16 protein-coding genes and 1 pseudogene are annotated in these 20305 nt (G+C 72.1%); 11 read left to right on the forward strand and 6 right to left on the reverse strand.

What is annotated here, in order from left to right; genetic code table 11:
* Nucleotides 1–61: 61 nt before the first annotated feature.
* Both RIN46_RS07810 and RIN46_RS07815 read left to right on the forward strand, forming a co-directional pair.
* Nucleotides 62–208, forward strand: a pseudogene (locus tag RIN46_RS07810) (Lrp/AsnC family transcriptional regulator); the annotation flags it as partial.
* A 6-nt stretch (nucleotides 209–214) separates the two neighbouring features.
* Nucleotides 215–520, forward strand: a complete 306-nt coding sequence (locus RIN46_RS07815) for an Lrp/AsnC family transcriptional regulator (RefSeq protein ID WP_309081678.1) — start codon at nucleotides 215–217, stop codon at nucleotides 518–520.
* A gap of 108 nt (nucleotides 521–628) precedes the next feature.
* On the opposite strand, the gene RIN46_RS07820 is transcribed toward RIN46_RS07815, so the two are convergent.
* Nucleotides 629–1564, reverse strand: coding sequence for a sugar phosphate isomerase/epimerase (locus RIN46_RS07820; RefSeq protein WP_309081566.1), 936 nt, complete (start codon nucleotides 1562–1564; stop codon nucleotides 629–631).
* 142 nt (nucleotides 1565–1706) lie between these two features.
* Nucleotides 1707–2912 (reverse strand): ROK family transcriptional regulator, encoded by a 1206-nt coding sequence (locus RIN46_RS07825; RefSeq protein ID WP_309081567.1) that lies wholly within the window; start codon nucleotides 2910–2912, stop codon nucleotides 1707–1709.
* A 331-nt stretch (nucleotides 2913–3243) separates the two neighbouring features.
* Between RIN46_RS07825 and RIN46_RS07830 the strand changes: the two genes are divergently transcribed.
* From RIN46_RS07830 to RIN46_RS07865, 8 genes are all read left to right on the forward strand, one after another.
* Nucleotides 3244–4197 carry a sugar phosphate isomerase/epimerase gene (locus RIN46_RS07830; protein ID WP_309081568.1) on the forward strand — a complete coding sequence of 318 codons (954 nt, stop codon included), beginning with the start codon at nucleotides 3244–3246 and terminating at the stop codon, nucleotides 4195–4197.
* Nucleotides 4198–4261: 64 nt separating this feature from the next.
* Nucleotides 4262–5533 (forward strand): inositol-3-phosphate synthase, encoded by a 1272-nt coding sequence (locus RIN46_RS07835; RefSeq protein WP_309081569.1) that lies wholly within the window; start codon nucleotides 4262–4264, stop codon nucleotides 5531–5533.
* Nucleotides 5530–6435: an SCO3242 family prenyltransferase gene (locus RIN46_RS07840; RefSeq protein WP_309081570.1), complete on the forward strand. Its 906-nt coding sequence runs from the start codon at nucleotides 5530–5532 to the stop codon at nucleotides 6433–6435. The genes RIN46_RS07835 and RIN46_RS07840 overlap by 4 nt, the downstream gene beginning before the upstream one ends.
* Entirely contained in the window at nucleotides 6432–8000 is a 1569-nt protein-coding gene (locus RIN46_RS07845; protein ID WP_309081571.1) for an EboA domain-containing protein, read from the forward strand. The genes RIN46_RS07840 and RIN46_RS07845 overlap by 4 nt, the downstream gene beginning before the upstream one ends.
* 11 nt (nucleotides 8001–8011) lie before the next feature.
* The gene (locus RIN46_RS07850; RefSeq protein ID WP_309081572.1) at nucleotides 8012–8890 is read left to right on the forward strand and encodes a TatD family hydrolase; all 879 of its coding nucleotides are present in this window, start codon (nucleotides 8012–8014) and stop codon (nucleotides 8888–8890) included.
* On the forward strand, nucleotides 8890–10023 hold the full coding sequence (gene eboE, locus RIN46_RS07855; protein ID WP_309081573.1) for a metabolite traffic protein EboE: 1134 nt from the start codon (nucleotides 8890–8892) through the stop codon (nucleotides 10021–10023). The genes RIN46_RS07850 and eboE overlap by 1 nt, the downstream gene beginning before the upstream one ends.
* Nucleotides 10024–10082: 59 nt before the next feature.
* Nucleotides 10083–11510: an alkaline phosphatase family protein gene (locus RIN46_RS07860; protein ID WP_309081574.1), complete on the forward strand. Its 1428-nt coding sequence runs from the start codon at nucleotides 10083–10085 to the stop codon at nucleotides 11508–11510.
* A gap of 235 nt (nucleotides 11511–11745) precedes the next feature.
* Nucleotides 11746–13944 carry a PQQ-dependent sugar dehydrogenase gene (locus RIN46_RS07865; protein ID WP_309081575.1) on the forward strand — a complete coding sequence of 733 codons (2199 nt, stop codon included), beginning with the start codon at nucleotides 11746–11748 and terminating at the stop codon, nucleotides 13942–13944.
* A gap of 66 nt (nucleotides 13945–14010) precedes the next feature.
* Here RIN46_RS07865 and RIN46_RS07870 read toward each other — a convergent pair whose 3' ends face one another.
* From RIN46_RS07870 to RIN46_RS07885, 4 genes are all read right to left on the reverse strand, one after another.
* Nucleotides 14011–15261 carry an ROK family transcriptional regulator gene (locus tag RIN46_RS07870; RefSeq protein ID WP_309081576.1) on the reverse strand — a complete coding sequence of 417 codons (1251 nt, stop codon included), beginning with the start codon at nucleotides 15259–15261 and terminating at the stop codon, nucleotides 14011–14013.
* Between the two features lie 87 nt (nucleotides 15262–15348).
* Nucleotides 15349–16476, reverse strand: a complete 1128-nt coding sequence (locus tag RIN46_RS07875) for a polyprenyl synthetase family protein (protein ID WP_309081577.1) — start codon at nucleotides 16474–16476, stop codon at nucleotides 15349–15351.
* 8 nt (nucleotides 16477–16484) lie between these two features.
* Nucleotides 16485–17552 (reverse strand): ABC transporter permease, encoded by a 1068-nt coding sequence (locus tag RIN46_RS07880; protein WP_375141878.1) that lies wholly within the window; start codon nucleotides 17550–17552, stop codon nucleotides 16485–16487.
* The gene (locus RIN46_RS07885) at nucleotides 17549–19069 is read right to left on the reverse strand and encodes a sugar ABC transporter ATP-binding protein (protein ID WP_309081578.1); all 1521 of its coding nucleotides are present in this window, start codon (nucleotides 19067–19069) and stop codon (nucleotides 17549–17551) included. Before RIN46_RS07885 ends, RIN46_RS07880 begins: the two co-directional genes overlap by 4 nt.
* Before the next feature lie 153 nt (nucleotides 19070–19222).
* Between RIN46_RS07885 and RIN46_RS07890 the strand changes: the two genes are divergently transcribed.
* Nucleotides 19223–20266: a substrate-binding domain-containing protein gene (locus tag RIN46_RS07890; protein WP_309081579.1), complete on the forward strand. Its 1044-nt coding sequence runs from the start codon at nucleotides 19223–19225 to the stop codon at nucleotides 20264–20266.
* The last annotated feature ends 39 nt before the right edge of the window (nucleotides 20267–20305 follow it).

Raw genomic sequence — 20305 nt, forward strand, 5'->3', positions numbered from 1 at the left:
GGACAATGATATGAAAATAAGCGCGGAATATGATTGCCAGATACTGCTGAGACAGGACCTTATGAACAACAAACGCGCACTGGATGAGCTTGATCGAGAAATTTTATTCCAATTGAGTCAAGACGGCCGGTTGACCAACCTGGAGCTCGCCCGACGGGTGGGGCTCACGCCTGCGCCCTGCTTGCGGCGGGTCCAGCGACTCGAAGCTGAGGGAGTGATCGCCGGTTACCGAGCGGTCATCGACCCGAAGGCCGTCGGTCGCGGCTTCAGCGTGGTCATGAACGTCGAGATCACCATGACGGACCGGCAGACGGTAGAGGACTTCGAGACGGCCGTCGCAGCGCTCGAGGAAGTCACGGAGGTACGACGCGTCTACGGAGTCCCGGACTACATCATCCGAGTCGATGTCGCCGACGGCAACGAGTACGAACGGTTCCAGACCGAGAAGATGACGAAACTCCCTGGAGTGCGCCACATCGACTCGCGGCTCACGATGAAGCTCATTAAAAGCGCCCATTAGCGGCCGACTCGGCCCTGCGCGGCCGTGCCGCGTCGCCGGAACCATGAAGACGCCGGGCGTGCTCCTCGTGATGAGGAGCACGCCCGGCGTTCGGCGTCTCGAGAGGTCCTAGAAGCGCAGGTTCCGGAGGTAGTCGATTCCGACCTCCGCGGTCTGCAGCGGGGTGACGTCCGGCTGGTCGTTCTCCACGATGAACTCCTTGGGCCGGTGGGCCGCGAAGATCCGGGCGAAGTCGATGGTGCCGGTACCCAGGTCCGCGAAGTCGCCCGCGGCGTCGCGGTCCTTCACGTGGTACTGCAGCACCTTCTGGGGTGCCTGGAGGATGGTGTCGATCGCGAACTGCACCGGGTCGGCCGCACCGACGCCGACGCCGCCCGTGACCGCCCAGAAGAGGTCGATCTCGAAGTGCACGAGCTTCGGGTCCAGGCGCTCCGTGAAGATGTCCCACGGCGTGACGCCGCCGCCGAGGTCCGTCGTGAACTCGTGCGCGTGGTTGTGGTAGCCGTACTTGAGGCCGGCTGCCTGTGCGACGGCGGCCTCGGCGTTCATCTGGTCCGCCCACTGCCGCCAGTCGTCCGCGTTGCCCGAGTTCAGCCACGGGACGTTGATGTGCGTCTGGCCGAGGGTGAGGGCGTTGGCGATCTTCGTCTCCAGCGCCGCGGAGTCCCGGCTGATGCCCTCATGGCTCGACGACGGGCGGATGCCCAGCGAGTCGAGGGTCGCCCGCAGGCTCTCGGCGGTGCGGCCGTACAGCCCGGCCAGCTCGACCTTCTGGTAGCCGTACTCCGCCAGGCTGGCGAGCGTGGCGTCCACTCCCTCGCCCCGCATGATCGAGCGGAGCGTATAGAGCTGGATGCTGATCAATCCCGGGGGCACGGGCCGACCCGCGCCACCGGGGGCGGCGAAGGCCGCAGCGCCTCCGACCGTCGCGAGGCCGGCACCGAGGCCGAGGGCAGCGGCACCGCGCAGGAAGCCGCGCCGGTCGACGCCCTTCTGCTCGAGCGACTTGTTGAGGGCGGCGGGGGCGTTGAATCCGAAGCACATGGTGGTTGCCTTCCTGGCAATTCTGGAGAACGCCCGGCTCGGGAGAGCTCCGGCGTCCGGATGATGTGACCACCGTTACACTATTTGCGGCTTTTGTTGTCTGTCAAGCAAAACTCGTCGGCGATCCTCGAAAGGCCGTCGGTTACTTCGTCGCCCCGGAGAGGCCGTTGACCATCTCGTCGATCCGCTGCGGGGACATGGCGTGATGGATGGCCAGCATGCTCGCACCCAGGACGCCCGCGTCGAGGCCGGAGCCGGACTGGACGATGCGCAGGTGCTGGGTCGCCAGCGGAATGGTGCGTGAGTAGACCATCTCCCGGATCCCGGCGATGAAGTGCTCCCCGGTGAGCGTCATCGAGCCGCCCACCACGATCACCGAGGGGTTGATCAGGCTGACGCAGGCGGAGAGGACCTCGCCGACGTCGCGCCCGGCCTGGCGGACGGCGTGCACGGCGTCGGTGTTCCCGGCGCCCACGAGCCGGACCACGTCCTCGCCGGTCTGGGCGTCGAGGCCGAGAGCGCGCAGCTTGGTGGCGACCGCCGGGCCCGACGCCACGGCCTCGAGGCAGTCCTGATTCCCGCAGTGGCAGGGGACCCCGTTGCCGCTGTGCACCCGGATGTGCCCGATGTCGCCGGCGACGCCGTCGGCTCCGCGCTGCAGCATGCCGCTGGAGACGATGCCCGCACCGATGCCCGTGGCGATCTTGACGAAGAGCAGGTTGTCGACGTCGGGCCAGGCCACGTTGCGCTCGCCGAGCGCCATGATGTTGACGTCGTTGTCCACGAGGACGGGGACGTGGAAGTGGTCCTGCAGGAATCCCGGCACGTCGAAGCCGTTCCAGCCGGGCATGATCGGCGGGTTGATGGGCCGGCCCGTCCGGTGCTCGACGGGTCCGGGGACCCCGACGCCGATGGCGAGCAGGTCGTCGGTCGCGCGGTCGGACTCCTCCATCAGTTCATTGCACAACTCCACGACGGCCTTCAGCACGACCTCGGGTCCCTGGCTGACCTCCAGCGTCCTGCCGGCCTCGCGGAGGCGGTGGCCGGCGAGGTCCGTCAGGGCGACGCGCAGGTGGGAGGCTCCGATGTCCACGCCGAGGACCGCCTTGCTGCCGGCCCGGAGTGCGATCCGGGAGGAGGGTCGGCCGCCCGTGGAGACGGCCTCGTCGACGAAGCCCACGAGGCCCAGTTCCATGAGGGCCTCGATCCGGAGGGTCACGGTGGACCGGGCCAGGCCCATCTGCTCGGCCAGTTCTGTCCGGGTCCGGGGCCGTCCGTCGCGGAGGAGCTGGAAGAGTTCGCTGGCACCTGCGCCGCCGAGGCCGCTGAAATTGCTTATGTCACTCACCGACTCATTACAGCACAGGAATCGACGAAACACCCGTGGCTTTGGTTGACGTTCAGGAGCACCGGTGTCGAGGGCGTCGGCAGGGGCCGATTGAATCACAAGGATGCTCCTCGCCGGCGGGCTCATCGTTTCAATTCGCTGTAATCATGCGACGCTCCGGGCGCGAATATATCGCCGCATGCCGGAGATTCGTTGTTGGCCGTCATTACTCGTGCTACGTTCTGTGATCAACGTCTCGTTCCCTCGTGGGTTCTCCGGTGGACCGTTCACGCCGGGTGCCGTCCGATGCGGCCCCAGCCCAGCAGGGACGTACTTCGAGGAGGAAGTCTTGATGCACCACGCCAACCCCAGCACCGGGTCCGCACGCCGGCCGGCAGGCCGCCGGCTGGCGACTCTCGCCTCGCTCGCCCTGGTGGCCGGTGCCGCTCTCGCGGGTCAGCCAGCAGCAGCCGCGCCCGCGGCACCCGCCGGCGACGCGGCCGCGCAGTGCCCTGGCCGCGGCATCCCGGCCAGCAAGATCTCGATCCAGATGTTCAGCTACTTCGGCTGGACCCGCGAGGTCGGCACGGAGGCCGTTCTCGCCGAGCTGGCCGAGATCGGGTATCGGAACGTGGAGCCATTCGGCGGCACCTACGAGGCCCGCACGGCCGAGGAGTTCAGTGCTCTCCTGGACCAGTACGAGCTGAAGGCGCCGACCTCGCACGGCAGCACCGACGAGGAGCGCTTCGACGAGACGATCGCCTTCGCCAAGACGATCGGGCAGAAGTACATGGGCTCGGGCGGGTCGGCCTCCCCGGGGATCGGGAGCCTCGAGGACACGCTCGCCACGGCCGAGGCGCTTGACCGCCTCGGCGAGCGGTCGAAGAAGTCCGGCACCGGCAAGATCTTCGTGCACAACCACCAGAGCGAGTTCACCACCCAGTACGTCGACCCCGGCACGGGCGAGACCAAGAGCGCGTGGGAACTGCTCGTCGAGAACACCGACCCGCGCTACGTCACGTTCCAGCTGGACGTCCTCTGGGCCGCGGACGCCGGCATCGACGTCGCGCAGCTGATCGAGGAACACGGTGACCGCATCGAGCTCCTCCACGTGAAGGACGGATTCCTCAACGGCGACGAGCGCGCGACTCCGACCGATGTCGGGGAGGGCGAGCTCGACTGGGCGCCGATCCTCGACGCGGCCCAGGGCAAGGTCAAGTACTACGTCGTCGAACGGGACTGGGCGCCCGCCACCGCAGAGTTCGCACAGGACAGCTTCGACTTCCTGACCTGCTACACGTACTGACCCGCATCACGCACCGACCCCTGTTCCTCTGCAGGGCTCCACCCACCGCGAAAGGAAGAACCACGTGGGCATCACAGCCGAAGAGAGGCCCGGAGGGGCCGCGCCCGGAAGCGCGCTGGCGCCGGGGCGGACCGGCCTCTGGCTCATCGGCGCGAGGGGCTCCGTGGCGACGACCGCCACGGCGGGCCTCGCGGCGATCGCCGGCGGGCTGGCCCCTGCCACCGGGTGCGTCACGGAGCAGGGACTGCTCGGCGCGCTGCCGCTGCCCGCCTTCGGCGACCTCGTCGTCGGCGGGCACGACATCAGCGAGGTCTCCGTCGCCAAACGCGCGGAGCTCCTGGTGGAGGCGGGCATGCTGCCGCTGCGCCTGGTGGAGTCGGTCCGCGAGGAGCTGGACGAGGCGGACGCGCGCGTCCGCCCGGGCTACTACCCCGCAGCCCCGGGGACGGCGGAGGAACCCGCGGCCGCGACGGGCTCCCAGGCGGATGCCGCGCGCCGGCTCGCCCGGGACATCACCGCGTTCCGCGAGGCGCACGGCCTCGACCGCGTGGTCGTCATCGACGTCGCCTCCACGGAGCCACCCATCGAGGACCTGCCCGAGTTCGCCGACCCGGCGCTGCTCCTCGAGGCACTCGAGGACCCGACGCGGCGGGTCCTCCCGCCGAGTTCGATCGGCGCCTACGCCGCCATCCTGGCCGGGGCGCCGTACGCCTGCTTCACCCCGTCGACCGCCCTCGGCATCCCCGCCCTGCGCCAGCTCGCCGAGGAGCGGGGCCTCCCGACCGCCGGGCAGGACGGCAAGACCGGCCAGACCTGGCTTCGCTCCGTCCTCGCCCCGGCCTTCGCCGCGCGCGGGCTGCGCGTCCTGTCCTGGGCCGGCGCGAACCTCCTCGGCGGGGGCGACGGGGCCACCCTCGCCGACCCGCAGGCCGTGGCCGGAAAGCTGCAGTCCAAGAACCGCGGCCTGCAGCAGCTGACCGGCGGCGCCGCGACGCCCCTGCACATTGACAACGTCCAGGACCTCGGCGAGACCAAGGTCGCCTGGGACCACATCAACGTGGAGGGCTTCCTCGGCTCCCGGCTCTCCCTCCAGACCACCTGGACCGCGTTCGACTCCATGCTCGCCGCGCCCATGCTCCTGGACCTCGCCCGGCTCCTGGCCCTCGCCGACGCGGCGGGGGAGCGCGGCCATATCGCGCCGCTCGGCTTCTTCTTCAAGGATCCGTGGGGCAGCGACGAGCACTCGTTCGCCGAGCAGACCCGCCTCCTCGCCGAGTGGGCGGAGGCCGCCAGCGCCCGGGTCGCTGCCGGCGCCGGCGGCGGAGCCCATCCGTGAGCGGCGCCTCCGCGGGCACGCTGCGCGCCTACTTCGAGCTCGTGCGCGCCCCCGCGGTCCTCACGGTCCTCGGGGACACCCTGGCCGGCGGCGCGGCCGCCGGGCACCCGGTCGGCGGCCGCCGGCTCGCGCTGCCGCTGGCGAGCGCCTGCCTGTACGCCGGGGGCATGGCCCTGAACGACTACGCCGATCGCGGCATCGACGCCGTCGAGCGACCCGAGCGGCCCATCCCCTCCGGCCGCATCAGCCCCGAGCGGGCCCTGGGCGCGGCGGCCGCTCTGACCGTGCTCGGCCTCGCGCTGAGCGTCGTCGGCGGCGGCCGCCGGTCGCTCGCGGTGGGTGCGCCGCTCGCCGCGGCGATCTGGTCCTACGACCTCGCGGCCAAGCGGCACCCCGTCCCCGCGGTCCTGACGATGGGCGCCTGCCGGGCCCTCGACGTCCTCATGGGCGCCGGCACCGCAGACCTCCGCCGCGCGTTGCCCGCGGCGGCGGCCCTGGGGGGCCACACCGTGGCCGTCACGGCCCTGTCCCGCGGCGAGGTCAACGGCACCAGCACGACGACGGCGGCCGGCGCCGCGGCCGCGACCGCCCTGGTCTCGGCGTCGGTCCTGGCCGGAGCGCCTCGCTCCTGGCGGGGCGGGCTCCCGGTCCTGGCGGCCGTGGGGGCCTACGCCGCTCGCTGCGCACCCGCGCAGGTGGAGGCGGCGCTGGACCCCGCCGCGCGGAACGCCCTCGAGGCGACGAAACGCGGTATCCGCGCGATGGTGCCGCTCCAGGCGGCCCTCGCGTTCCGCCACGGCAGCACCGCGGCCGGGCTGGCGATCGCCGCCGTCGACGTGTTGGGGAAGGTCCTCCGCGCGCGTTCCGCCCGCGGCACCGAGAGGGAGATGAGCGAGTCGTGAGCACCGAGACGATCAACGGGGGAACCACCGCCGCGGCCACCCGCACGGGTGCCGACGACGCCTGGGCGGGCGGGACCGGCCTCCCCTTCGCCCTCGGGTACGGGACCAACGGGTTCACCGACCACTCGCTCCCGGTGGCGCTGGAGCTGCTGGCCGAGCAGGGGTACGACGCCGTGGCGCTGACCCTCGGCCACCCGCACCTGGACCCCTTCGCCGACGACCTCGACGCCCGGCTGCGGGATCTGCGGTCACGGCTCGACGAGCTCGGCCTCCGCGTGGTGGTCGAGACCGGCACCCGGTTCCTGCTCGACCCCCGGCGCAAGCACCGCCCGACGCTCGTGGACGAGCACGCCGACGCGCGCGTCGACTTCCTTCGCCGCGCCGTGGACGTCGCCCGCGCCCTCGACGCCGAGTGCGTCTCCTTCTTCTCGGGCGTCCTCCCCGAGGGCGTCTCCGCCGGGGCCGGCTGGGAGCGGCTGACCCGCCGCCTGCCCGCCGTCGTCGAGCACGCGCGCGCCAGCGGCGTGGTCCTCTCCCTCGAGCCCGAGCCGGGCATGCTCGTGGAGACCGTCGCCGACGCCCTGCGCCTGCGCGCGGCCCTCGGCGACCCCGACTGCCTGCGCCTGACCGTGGACATCGGCCACTGCGTGGTGGTGGAGCCGGGCGGGGTCCGCGGGGCGCTGCTGCAGGCCGGGGATCTGCTGGCCAACGTCCAACTGGACGACATGCGCCCCCATGCCCACGAGCACCTGCCCTTCGGCGAGGGCGTCGTGGACCTCCCGCTGGCGCTCGCCACGCTCGCGGAGCTCGACTTCCGGGGTGTGGCCGCCGTCGAGCTGCCCCGGCACTCGTTCGACGCGCCGGGCCTGGCCGAGCGCAGCCTGGCCGCGCTCCGCACCGCCTGGGCCGACGGTGCCCCGCAGCGCCGTTGCGCCCAGTGGGTGGGCGAGAGCGCCGCGGCCATCTCCGCCGACCCGTCCGTGCTGGCGCGGGTCTTCGCGTCCGCGGGGCGGAAGGTCGGCCGCTCGCCCCTGGACCCCGACGTCGACCCCGCCGGGGTCCTCCACGGCACGGCGGACGACCGCGCCCGGGCCGAGCTGATCCTCCGCCTCGGCGACACCCTGGCGCCCGCGGACCTCTCCGCGGCGCTGCAGGAGCTCTACACCCGCGGCGACTCGGCCGAGCGGCGCGGCGTCCTCCGCGGCCTCGGCGCACTCGCCGGGGCAGGCCGGACGCTGGACGACGCCGTCGTCGACGCCGGGCTCGCCGTCACCGCGGACGCACTGCGCACCAACGAGACGAGCCTGGTCGCCGCGGCCGTCGGACCCTTCGCCGCCGCCCACCTGGACCAGCACGCCTGGCGGCACGCGGTCCTCAAGCTCGTCTTCATGGGCGTCGGGCTCGAGGCCGTCGCCGGCCTCCGCGACCGGGCGGACGCCGAGCTCGCGCGGATGGCGGAGGATTTCGCGGCCGAGCGCCGCGCGGCCGGCCGCCCCGTCCCCGCGGACCTGGACCTGATCCGGCGGGCCGACGCCCGCCCCGCCGCCCGTACGACGTCGTCCTAGGAAGGACCACCATGCGCATCTTCGACCCGCACATCCACATGACCAGCCGCACCACGGGCGACTACGAGGCCATGTACGCCGCCGGCGTCCGCGCCCTCGTGGAGCCCGCGTTCTGGCTGGGCCAGCCGCGCACCAGCGTCGGCTCGTTCATCGACTACTTCGACGCCCTGCTGGGCTGGGAGCGCTTCCGGGCCGCGCAGTTCGGCATCCGCCACCACGCGACCATCGCCCTGAACCCCAAGGAGGCCAATGACCCGCGCTGCGTCCCGGTGCTCGACGAGCTGCCGCGCTACCTGGTCAAGGAGGGCGTGGTCGCCGTCGGCGAGATCGGCTACGACTCCATGACCCCCGCCGAGGACACGGCGTTCAGCCGCCAGCTCGAGCTGGCGCGCGAGTACGAGCTGCCCGTCATGGTCCACACCCCGCACCGCGAGAAGCTCGCCGGCACCCACCGGACCCTCGACGTCGTCCGCGAGTCCGGCATCGCCCCGGAGACCGTCCTGGTGGACCACCTCAACGAGACCAACATCGGGATCGTCAAGGACGCCGGCGCCTGGATGGGCTTCTCCATCTACCCGGACACCAAGATGGACGAGGACCGCATGGTCGCCCTGCTGCAGCAGTACGGGACCGAGCGGATCCTCGTGAACTCCGCGGCCGACTGGGGCCGCTCCGACCCGCTGAAGACCCGGCGCACCGCCGACGCCATGCTGGCCGCCGGCTTCTCCGACGACGACGTCGACCAGGTGCTCTGGCGGAACCCGGTGGAGTTCTACGGGCAGAGCGGCCAGCTGATCCTCGACCCGATCCCCGGCTTCGACGCCGCCGGCCACCCGGACCCGGCCGCCGGCTTCGAGGGAAACTCCGTCCTGCGCGGGGCGCGCGTCTGATGCTCCTGTCCTACTGCACCAACGTCCACCCCGCCGAGGATCTCGACGGCGTGGTCCGCCAGCTCCGCGAGTACGCCGGGCCGATCCGCCGCGCCGCGGGGCGGGAGACGCTCGGCGTCGGGCTCTGGCTCCCCGCCGGCCTCGCCGCCCGGCTCGCCGGCAGCCCCGAGGACCGGGCCGTGCTCCGCGGCGTGCTGGAGGAGGAGGGACTGGTCCTGGCCACGGTCAACGCGTTCCCCTACGGCGGCTTCCACGACGACGTCGTCAAGCACGCCGTCTATCGGCCCACGTGGGCCGAGCGGTCCCGACTCGAGTACACGCTGGACTGCGCCGCGGCCACCGCCGCGCTGCTGCCCGCGGGCGCCGCCGGGTCCATCTCCACCGTTCCGCTGGCGTGGCGGGAGCCGTGGACCGAGGACGACGACGCCGCGGCCACCGCCGCGTTCGCCGAGCTGTCCGCGGGGCTGCGCGCCCTGCGCGAGCGCACCGGGCGGACCGTCCGCGTGGCGGTCGAGCCCGAGCCCGGGTGCGTGCTGGACACGGTGTCCGACGTTGTCGGCTGGCTCGGCGCCCGCGTGGACCGCGGGATCGACCCCGAATTCGTGGGGCTCTGCGTGGATGCCTGCCACCTGGCCGTCTCCTTCGCCGACCCCGCGGAGGCCGTCGCGGAGATCGACGCCGCCGGACTGCGGATCGTCAAGGTGCAGGCCTCGGCCGCGCTGCACGTGGCCGACCCGCGCGACCCGGACGCCCGGTCCGCGCTCGAGCGGTTCGTGGAGCCCCGCTACCTGCACCAGGTACGGGAGTCCGGCGCGTCCGGCGTCCTCGCCGCCGACGACCTGGACGCGGCGCTCGCCGACCTCCCCGGGGCGGGACCGTGGCGGGTGCACTTCCACATCCCGCTGCACCACGTGCCGGCGGACCCGCTGGAGACCACCGCCGACGTGCTGCGCCGCACCGTCGCGGCTGTGGACCGGCTGCCCTACGCCGACGACGTCCACCTCGACGTCGAGACCTACACCTGGGGCGTCCTGCCCGGTGCCGCCGTCGGACTCGTCGACGGCGTCGCGGCGGAGCTGGAGTGGGCGCAGTCCCATCTGCTCGCCCCCGCACCCGCCCGTACCGCTCTCTGACCCGCCCGCCGACCCGCTCGCCCGCCGACCCGCTCGACCGCCGACCCCGGAGGAGATCCGTGAAACCCGTACTGCTGCTCAACGTCGTCGGGCTGACCGCCCGCGCCCTGACCTCGATGCCGCGGCTGTCCCGGGTCGCCGCCCAGGGCTGGTCCGCCGAGATGGCGACCGTCCTGCCGGCGGTGACGTGCTCGGTGCAGTCCACGATGCTCACCGGGCTGTCCCCGGCGCAGCACGGGATCGTCGGCAACGGCTGGTACTTCCGGGACCTGGGCGAGGTCTTCCTCTGGCGGCAGCACAACCGGCTGGTCGGCGGCGAGAAGCTCTGGGAGGCCGCCCGGAGCCAGGACCCCTCCTACCGCTCCGCCAACCTCTGCTGGTGGTACGCGATGGGCATGACTACCGACCTGACCGTCACGCCGCGGCCGATCTACCACGCGGACGGCCGCAAGTCCCCGGACGCCTACATGCGCCCGCCCGAGCTGCACGACGAGCTGGTGGGGCACTTCGGCGAGTTCCCGCTCTTCCAGTACTGGGGCCCCACCGCGGCCATCCGTTCCAGCCGGTGGATCGCCGAGTCCACCCGGCACGTCCTGCGGACGCAGGCCCCCGACCTGCTCATGGCCTACGTGCCGCACCTGGACTACGACCTGCAGCGATTCGGTCCCCGCTCGCCGCAGGCGACGCAGGCCGCCGCGGAGCTCGACGCCGCGCTGACGCCGCTGCTCGACGAGGCGGAGGCCCGCGGCTACGCCGTCGTCGCCGTCGCGGAGTACGGCATCGAGGACGCCCGGAGGCCCGTGGACGTCAACCGGGTCCTGCGGAGCGAGGGGCTGCTGGAGGTCTACGTCCAGGACGGGCGGGAGCAGCTGGACCCGTGGACCTCGCGCGCGTTCGCGGTCGCGGACCACCAGGTGGCCCACGTGTACGTTGCGGACCCGGCGGACGTGGACCGGGTGGCCGCGCTCCTGCGATCGGTCGACGGCGTGGACGAGGTCCTGGACCGTGAGGCGCAGGCCCGGTACGGGCTGGACCACGAGCGCTCGGGTGAGCTGGTGGTGGTGGCCGAGCCCGGCGCCTGGTTCACCTACTACTTCTGGCTCGACGACGACGCCGCGCCCGAGTACGCCCGCGGCGTCGACATCCACCGCAAGCCGGGCTACGACCCGGCCGAGCTGTTCTTCGATCCCGCGGACCGGCTCGCCAAGGCCAAGGCCGGGCTGAACCTGGTCAAGAAGAAGGCCGGGCTCCGCTACGCCATGAGCACTGTGCCGCTCGACCCCTCGCACGTGCGGGGCACCCACGGCCGGCTGCCCGACTCCGCCGAGGGCACGCCGCTGATCCTCGCCTCCGACCACCGCATCCCCGCCTCGGTCGCGGGGCTCGTCGAGGCCGGGCGCCAGGTCCCGGCGGCGGCCGTGAAGGGGCTCGTCCTCGAGACCCAGGGGCTCCTGGACTACTCCGGCAGGACCGGCGCGCACCTCTGAGTGCGTGTCGGTCGAGCCGTTTACGCGATTGAAACAACATATGGAGTGGGCGTGTTCCTGCGATGCACGCGCCCTCAAAGTCGCGCCTTTGGGCGACGGGCGGCGGGTGGCCCTCTGGTCACAAACCGAGTTTGTTCTGTGAAACCACTAGTAATTTGTGAGCTGCCCCACTAGCGTGACGAGTGGCCCCGAACCCGGCGAGACCGGGTCCTCGACGACGAGAAGGAAGCGAACGATGACAGTCAAGAGACAAGGGAAAGCAGAGTCCCGCCGGCATCGCACCGATGCCGCGGGCTCCACCAGGCGACGCGCGGTCCGGACGGGCGCCGGCCTGGCGATGGCGGCCCTGGTCGCCAGCACCTTCGCCGTCGTGCCCGCCCAGGCCCAGCCCGGCGCCGGCACGGCCGAGACGGCCCCGCCGGACTCCGCCTTCCAGAAGGTGACCCTCAACGACGGCCCGGGCGAACCCGTCGACCTGGCCGTTCTGCCCAACAACGACGTGCTGCACACCACCCGCGACGGCGAGGTCTGGCTGAACGACGCGGAGACCGGCCTGAACACGCTGGCCGCGACGCTAGACGTCTACGAGCACGACGAGGAGGGCCTGCAGAGTATCGCCCTGGACCCAGAGTTCGGGGCGAAGGGCAACAACTGGGTCTACCTGTACTACTCCCCGCCGCTGGACACGCCGGTCGACGACCCGGCGACCACCGACGTCAACGAGGGCGACGCGCCGACCACGGGCACCGCCGAGGACTTCGCCCCGTTCGCGGGCCACCTCACCCTCTCGCGCTTCCAGTTCGACGGCACCACGATCGACCTCTCGACCGAGCAGGAGATCATCGACGTGCCGGTCGACCGCGGCCTGTGCTGCCACGTCGGCGGCGACATCGTGTTCGACGCCGACGGCAACCTCTACCTCTCCACCGGCGACGACACGAACCCGTTCGTCTCCGGCGGCTACACCCCGATCGACGAGCGCCCGGACAGCAACCCGGCGTTCGACGCCCAGCGCACGTCCGCCAACACCAACGACCTGCGCGGCAAGGTCCTGCGCATCACGCCCAAGGACGGCGGCGGCTACACCATCCCGGAGGGCAACCTCTTCGCACCGGGTACGGAGCAGACCCGCCCCGAGATCTTCGTCATGGGCCTGCGCAACCCCTTCCGGATCGAACTGAACCAGAGCAGCGGCGAGCTCTACATCGCCGACTACTCCCCGGACGCGCGGTCCGCGAACCCCGACCGCGGCCCGGCCGGCACGGGCAAGTGGGCCGTGACCACGGAGCCGGCGAACTACGGCTGGCCGTACTGCGCCACCGCCGAGCTGCCGTACAACGACTACGACTTCGCGACCGACACCGCCGGTGAGCCCTTCGACTGTGCGGCACCCGTGAACGAGTCGCCGAACAACACCGGCCTGACCGAGCTCCCCCCGGTGGACCAGCCCGAGGTCTGGTACTCCTACGGCCAGTCCTCCGAGTTCCCGGAGCTGGAGACCGGCGGCATCGGCCCCATGGCCGGACCGGCCTACGACTTCGACGCGAAGGCCACCCGGGGCAACGCCTCCGTCGCCTGGCCCGAGTACTACGCGGACAAGCCGCTCTTCTACGAGTGGACCCGCGACTACATCAAGGGCTTCAGCCTGGAGGACGGCGAGCTCGCCTCCATCGAGAGCGTCGTCGACTCCGTGGTGACGGACAACCCGATCGACATGGAGTTCGGCCCGAACGGCGCCCTGTACGTCCTCGAGTACGGCGACGGCTACTTCGGCGAGAACGAGGACGCCCAGCTCTCGCGCATCGACTACATCGGCACCGGGGGCAACCACAGCCCCGTGGCCGTCGCCTCCGGCACCCCCACGGTGGGGGCCGCGCCGCTGACCGTGGAGTTCTCCAGCGAGGGCACCGCGGACGCCGACGGCGACAAGCTGAAGTACGCCTGGGACTTCGACTCCGACGGCGTCGTGGACTCCAAGGAGGCGAACCCGACGTTCACCTACGAGGCGGTCGGCACCTACACCGCGAGCCTGAAGGTCACGGACCTCGGCGGCAAGGACCGCGGCCGTCACTCCTCGGCCGAGGTCGCGATCGAGGTCGGCAACCAGGCGCCGGTGGTCGAGTTCATCAGTCCGGTCGAGGGCCAGGACTTCCAGTTCGGCGACACCGTGAGCTACGAGGTCGTCGTGACGGACGACCAGCCGGTCGACTGCGCGCGGGTCGAGGTCACCTACATCCTCGGCCACCACACGCACGGCCACCCGCAGACCACGACGTCGGGCTGCACCGGCACGCTGACGACCACCGTCCCCGAGGGCCACGATCCGGCCGTCGACGATCTCTCGGCCGTCTTCAACGCGAGCTACACGGACCTCGGCGACGAGACCTCCGCGCCGCTGACCGGCACCGCCGAGGTGGTGCTGTACCAGGACTGATGCCCTGAGGGATCGGCCCGGGATCTTCCGGGCGGACGATCAGCATGCTGCGGGCCCCGCACCAGCTCAGGCTGGGGCGGGGCCCGCTGCGTAGCCGGCCGGATCGGCGAGGAGCGGCTCGAAGGCCAGTTCCGCGGCGCCGACCAGGATCGAGTCGGCGCCGAGCGGCGCCAGCTCGATCGCCACGTTCTCGCGGGGGCCCCGGCCGCCGCCGGCGCGCAGCGCGTCGTCGAGCACGCCGGGGACGGCCCGGGCGAGGATCCGCAGGAACCCGCCGAGGACGATCATCGACGGGTTGAGGTGGTTGACGACGCTGCGCAGGCCCACGCCGAGCAGCGCCGCCTGTCGCTCGACGACGTCGCGGAGCGGTCCGGTCCCGGCCCCGCCGGAGCGCAGCCGCTCGAGGACGACCTCCTCGAGGTCCTCCACCTCGCCCGAGGGCAGGCCGGCGGCCTCCAGCAGCGCGACGCGGGTGACCTCCGCCTCGAGGCAGCCGCGGGAGCCGCAGGAGCACTCCGCGCCGTCGGTGCGGACCAGAGTGTGGCCGAGCTGGCCCGCGAAGCCGGTGGCGCCGCGGAGCAGGCGTCCGCCGCTGACCAGACCGCCGCCGATGCCGCTGCCGCCGCCGAAGACGTACGCGAAGTCGGGGACGTCGCGGCCGGCCCCGAAGGCCGCCTGCGCGCGGGCGCCGACGACGGCGTCGTTCGCGGCGCTGACCGGCAGTCCCAGCGCCTCGGCCAGCCGGGCGGAGAGCGGCTCCCCGCGCCAGTCGAGCTGCGGTGCCTCGATGACCGAGCCGTCGGCGGGGTCCACCAGCCCCGGCACCGCGAGGCCGGCGCCGAGGACCCGGCGCCCGGGCGGCAGGGAGGTGCGCATGCCCGTGTAGACGGCGGAGACGATGTTCACGACCTCGGCAGCCGACGGCGGGTTGGACGTGTGGAAGCGGACGGGGCTGACGATCCGCCCGCCGAGGCCCACGAGCGCGACGCTCACCGCGTCGACGTCCGGGTTGATCGCCAGGACGAGCGCGTCGGGGCTCGGCTCGATCATGATGCTGGGCCGGCCGTGCTGCTGCGTCTGGTCGAGATCGCTCTCCACCACCAGGCCGAGCTGGACGAGCTCGCCGACGAGCGCCGCGATGGTCGAGCGGTTCAGGCCGGTGGCCCGGGTGAGCTGCGCCCGGGACAGTCCGGAGGTGGAGTGGACCAGGCCCAGGACGGCCGCGAGGTTGTGCTGGCGGGTGGAGTCCCGGTTGCTGCCCAGGCGGGGCCCGGTGGGGGAGGGGGGCGCGACCCGCTCCGACGCTCGCTCTTGCACCCGGATAGGTCCTTTCTGGCCGGTCTCCCCGTGCTGGTCGTTCCATCGTAGCCGCAAGGATCCGGGGCCCCCGGGCCGCGGCGGCCGTCAGCGGGGACGGACGCGGGAGACGACGGCGAGCAGCAGGTCGCGGAGCCGATCCCGCAGGGGCGCGGGGACGCAGTCGGACTCCAGGGCGGCGAGGGCGCGTTCGGCGTGCCCGGCGGCGAGGTCGACGGCGTAGTCCCGGGCACCGCACTCGGTCAGGAGGCGGCGGATGCGCGCGGCGTCGGCCGGGCCCAGGCCGGGGCTCCCCACCAGATGGGCGACGCCGGCCCACTCGGGGCGGGAGGCCGCGTAGGCCAGGAGCACGGTGCGTTTGCCCTCGCGGAGGTCGCTGCAGCCCGCCTTGCCGGTGCTGGCCGGGTCGCCGAAGACGCCGAGGACGTCGTCGACCAGCTGGTAGGCGATGCCGGCATCGCGCCCGAAGCGCTGCAGCGCGTCCGTGGTGCGGGCCGGTGCCCCCGCCAGGACGACGCCGGCGCGCAGGGGCGCCTCGAAGGAGTAGACGGAGGTCTTGCGGTGCGCCGTCTTGGCGAGGTCCTCCACGGACGGCGTCGCCGACGCGTGGCTGAGCTCGACGTCGTAGACCTCGCCGCCGACGGACGAGAACAGGGCGTCGTCCAGGATGTCGTGGAGGCGGTCCTCGACGTCCCGGGTCGCCTCGATCCGGCGCAGGAGGCGGTATGCCCCCGCCAGGGCGAGGTCACCGGCCAGGAGGCCGGCCGAGGCGCCGGCGTGGTCCGCGGCCGCGGGGTCGGCGCCGGCGCGCAGTGCGCGGCCCCGGTACCGGCCGGAGACGTTGGGGACGCCCCGGCGGACGAGGTCGCGATCGATGACGTCGTCGTGGACGAGCAGCGCCGTGTGGAGGAGCTCGTAGGAGGCGGCGAGCAGGGCCGCCGCCCGCTCGTCCCCGCCGCCGAGGTGGTGGTAGGCGAGCAGGACCAGCCGCGGCCGGGCACGGCCGCCGCCGTCGGCCGCCCGCTCGAGGGCCTCCCAGAGCCGCAGGTACGGCGGTCCGATGGAGGCCGCGCGCAGCTTCGCGTCGGCGAAGAACCGCGCCAGCTCCTCCTCCACCAGGCCCAGCCCGCGCTGTCCGTCCCCACCGGGGCACGGGCGGGGACCGACAGCGACGTCGTGGCCTCGGTCGGCGGTCACGTCCGCGGCGAAGTCCATCGGTCGGCCTACGCCCTGACGGGTTTCGCCTTGGCCTTGCGCTCCTTGCGGACCGCGAACCGCTGCTGCAGCAGGACCGCGAGGACGATGATGGCGCCCTTGATCAGCGCCTGGACCGAGGTGTCCATGTTGTTCTGCGTGAACACGTTGGTCAGGGTGCTGAAGATCAGCACGCCCAGGATGGTGCCGACGATGGTGCCGCGACCGCCGGCCAGCAGGGTGCCGCCGACCACGACGATGGCGATCGCGTCGAGCTCGTAGAGCAGGCCGTGCGTGGACGTGCCCGACGTGGTGCGGCCCATCATCATGAGGCCCGCGATGGCGGCCGTGACCCCGGCCAGGACGTAGAGAGCGACGAGGTGACGCTTGACCTTGATGCCGGCCAGCCGGGACGCCTCGAGGTTGCCACCGATGGCGACGGTGCGGCGGCCGAAGGTGGTGCGGTTCAGGAGGAACCAGCCGGCGGCGGCCACGAGCGCGAAGATCCACACGAGCACCGGGATGCCGAGGACGTCGGCGCGGAGCACGCCGGTGAAGTCCGTGTTGGTGACCAGGAGCGTCCGGCGGCCGGAGACGATCTCGGCGAGGCCGCGGGCCCCCACCAGCATGGCGAGCGTGGCGATGAAGGCCACCACGTTGCCGTAGGCGATGATCACACCGTTGATGAGGCCAGCGAGCGCGCCGACGGCCAGGGCGACGACCACCATGAGCAGCCAGCTCGACTGGCTCGCCGCCATCTGGACGCTCGCCAGGCTGGCGACCACGGTGGTCAGGCCCATGACGGAGCCGACGGAGAGGTCGATGCCGCCGGCGGTGATGACGAACGTGACGCCGATGCTGATCACGCCGATGATCGACGCGTGCCGGAGGATGACGAGCATGTTGTCGCCCGAGAGGAACCGGTCGCCGGTGGTGACGATGCCGATGGCGAAGATGGCCGCCAGGGCGATGACGAGCCCGACGCTGCGGGCGGCGGAGCCGTGGAAGAGCCTCTGCACGGCGCTGCCGCCGGAGGCGCTCGGCGCGGGGGTCTGGACCGAGGGCTTCTCGGCCACCGGGGTCTTCTGCTCGCTCACGCGGCACTTCCCTTCATGACGAGGTCGAGCACACCGTGCTCGTCGATATCGCTTGCTGTGGTCTGGGTGAGGACATTGCCGTCGTCGATGACGAGGACGTTGTCCGCGAGGCCGAGGACTTCCTCGATCTCGCTGGAGATGACGACGATGGCGGTGCCGGCCGCCGCGAGGCGGCGGATGAGCGTGTAGATCTCCGCGCGGGCGCCGACGTCCACGCCGCGGGTCGGCTCGTCGAGCAGGAGGACCGAGGTCCCGTGGACCAGCCAGCGGGCGAGGAGGATCTTCTGCTGGTTGCCGCCGGAGAGGGTGCGCGCGGGGCGGTCGGGGTCGGCCGGCCGCAGCTCCAGCGCGTCGATCTGCTCGCGTGCCGCCTGGCGCTCGGCCCGCTCGTCGAGCAGGCCGGCCTTGGCGAAGCGCTCGAACGTCGACAGGCTCACGTTCCTGTAGATCGGCTCGTCGAGGATGAGGCCCTGGCTCTTGCGCTCCTCCGGGGAGAGGCCGATGCCGGCGTCGACCGCCGCGGTGACCGAGCCGGGCGTCAGGGCCTTCCCGTTCACGGACACCCGCCCGGACGTGGCCTTCCGGGCACCGTAGATGGTCTCCATGATCTCGGAGCGCTGCGAGCCGACCAGCCCGGCGAATCCGAGGATCTCCCCGGCCCGGACCGTGAAGCTGAGCTTCTCGAAGTGGCCCTCGAGCTCGAGGCCGTCGACGTCGAGCACCACGGGGGCGTCGGCCGGGACGGGCGTCCGCTCGGGGAACACGTTGGCGACCTCGCGCCCGGTCATGAGCCGGATCAGCTCGGCCTTGGGCGTCTCGGTGACGTGCAGCCCGTTGGCCGTGCTCCGTCCGTCCTTGATGACGGAGATGCGGTCGCCGATCTGCCGGATCTCCTCGAGCCGGTGGGAGATGTAGACGACGGCGATGCCCTGCGCCGTGAGCTCCCGGACCACGCGGAAGAGGTTCTCGACCTCGCCGGCGTCCAGGATGGCGCTCGGCTCGTCCATGATGATCAGCTTCGTGTCGCGCGAGAGGGCGCGGGCCATGCTGACGATCTGCTTGTTGGCGGCCGAGAGGGAGCCCACCTCCCGCGACGGCGACAGGCTGCCGTGCCCGAGCCGCTCGAGGAGGGTGCGGGCCGTTGCGTTCGCCTGCTTCACGTGGAGCACGCCCCGGGTCGCGCGCTCGTGCCCCAGGAAGATGTTCTCCGCGACGGTCAGCCCGTCGACGACGTCGAGCTCCTGGTACATGGTGGCGATGCCGAGGTCCAGCGCCGCGGTGGGGCTGTGGAGCTCGACCTTCTCGCCCTCCCAGAAGATCTCGCCCTCGTCGGGCTGGTGCACCCCGGAGAGCGTCTTGATGAGCGTGGACTTGCCGGCGCCGTTCTGGCCCATCACGCAGTGGACCTCCCCGGCGCGCACGTCGAGGTCCACGCCCTTGAGGGCCTGGACGGCGGCGAAACGCTTGGAGATCCCCCGGACTTCGAGCAGTGGGCGTTGCTGTTCGTCTTCCAACATGTGGTGAACCTAACACATTATGTCGGCAATCGGTACAAGGGCGTCGATTTCCCCCGAAGTTCTGTTATTGTGACAGCAGTCACGCACTCGTCGGCCTCGTGGACACCGGGCTCGAATCTGGCGTAGACGCACCAATTCACTGAGGAGAGACACATGCTTGCAGTTCGAACGGGACGGAAAATGCTCGTCACCACCGGCGCCCTCCTGGCCGTCGGGGCGCTCGTCACCGGTTGCTCGTCGGCGGCCGGCGGCGACAGCGCGCAGCCGACCAACGCGACGGTCGACGGCAACGCCGCCGAGGGCGAGACCGTGGTCATCGGCTTCTCCGGCCCTGCGGCCGACCACGGCTGGCTCGGCGCCATCAACTCCGCGGCCATCGCCGAGGGCGAGAACTTCCCCGACGTGGATCTCCGGGTCGCCGAGGGCACCAACGACGCCAACCTTCAGATCAGCCAGGTCGAGCAGTTCATCAACGACGGCGTCGACGCCATCGTCCTTCTGCCGACAGACGGCGCCGCACTGACGGCCGTCGCCACCAAGGCGATGGAGGCCGGCATCCCGGTGGTCAACGTCGACCGCGAGTTCTCGAGCCCGGCCGCGGCGCGCACCACGATCCTCGGCGACAACTACGGCATGGGTCAGAGCGCCGGCAACTACATCTGCGAGCGGCTCGGGGACAACCCGGATGCCGTCGTCGCCGAGATCGCCGGCGTCGACTCCCTGCCGCTGACCACGGAGCGCAGCGAGGGCTTCGCCGACGCGCTCGAGACCTGCGGGCTCGACGTCGACAACCGCGTCGCCGCCGACTTCACGGTCGCCGGTGGCGAGGCGGCGGCCTCCCAGCTGCTCGCGGCGGCCCCCGAGATCGACGCGATCTGGAACCACGACGACGACCAGGGCCACGGCGTCCTGTCCGCGATCGACACGGCCGGACGCGACGAGTTCTTCATGGTCGGCGGCGCGGGCTCGGCCAACGCCATGGAGCTGATCAAGGGCGGGGAGAGCGTCCTCGAGGCCACGGTCGTCTACCCGTCGACGCAGGCCGCCGACGGAGTCCGCCTCGCCCGCCTCATCGCCCAGGACAAGGCGATGAGCGATCTGGTGGAGGTCGAGGTGCCCAAGCGCATCGTCCTGAACGCCCCGGTCGTCACCAGCGAGAACGTCGACCAGTACCTGCCGACCGCCTTCGCGTCCTAGCGATCACGGGAGCGCGGCGCCCCCCCGGCGGGGCGCCGC

Source organism: Zhihengliuella sp., assembly GCF_031178195.1.
In the GTDB taxonomy this organism is placed as follows: domain Bacteria; phylum Actinomycetota; class Actinomycetes; order Actinomycetales; family Micrococcaceae; genus Zhihengliuella.